This window comes from Ectobacillus funiculus, from assembly GCF_004138295.1.
Lineage (GTDB): Bacteria > Bacillota > Bacilli > Bacillales > Bacillaceae_G > Ectobacillus > Ectobacillus funiculus.
The window spans coordinates 1-497 of record NZ_SCFM01000011.1 but is presented as its reverse complement, the minus strand read 5'-3'; the positions used below and the strand labels follow the sequence as shown (position 1 = coordinate 497).

Genomic DNA, 497 nt, shown 5'->3' with positions numbered 1-497 from the left:
ATGATCTTAGGGATCATCTGTTTTTTCTATCTTGATGACAAGATTGAAGATGTAGAATGGTTGAACAAAGATGAGAAACAATGGTTAATTGATGTGATAACAAAAGAAAACCTTGAAAAACAGCAAGTAAAACACTACACGTTCGCTCAGGCTTTAAAGGATCGTGATGTGCTCATCTTATCTGCAGGATACTTCTGCTGGATGGTTGGTTATTACGGAATCAACATGTTTTTACCAACGATTTCGCAAGGCTTATCCGAGAAAACAGGTCTTAGTATGCAAAACATGGGCTGGATTTTAGGGCTTATGTACGTGTGCGCGATGGTAGCAATGATTCTAGTTGGAAATCATTCCGACAAGAAGAACGAAAGACGCTGGCATGTCGCGGTATGTTTAACAGTAAGTGCGATTGCCATGATGATTAGCAGCTATGTGGCAAGTACAAGCATTGTATTATCATTTGTATTTCTAACGATTGCTTTATGCGGAGCATTTGG

The 497-nt window shown here is 39.2% G+C and carries 1 protein-coding gene; it reads left to right on the top strand.

From position 1 onward, the window contains the following. A partial coding sequence (locus EP737_RS09085; RefSeq protein ID WP_129727660.1) for an MFS transporter occupies positions 1 to 497 on the top strand: 497 nt, incomplete at both ends.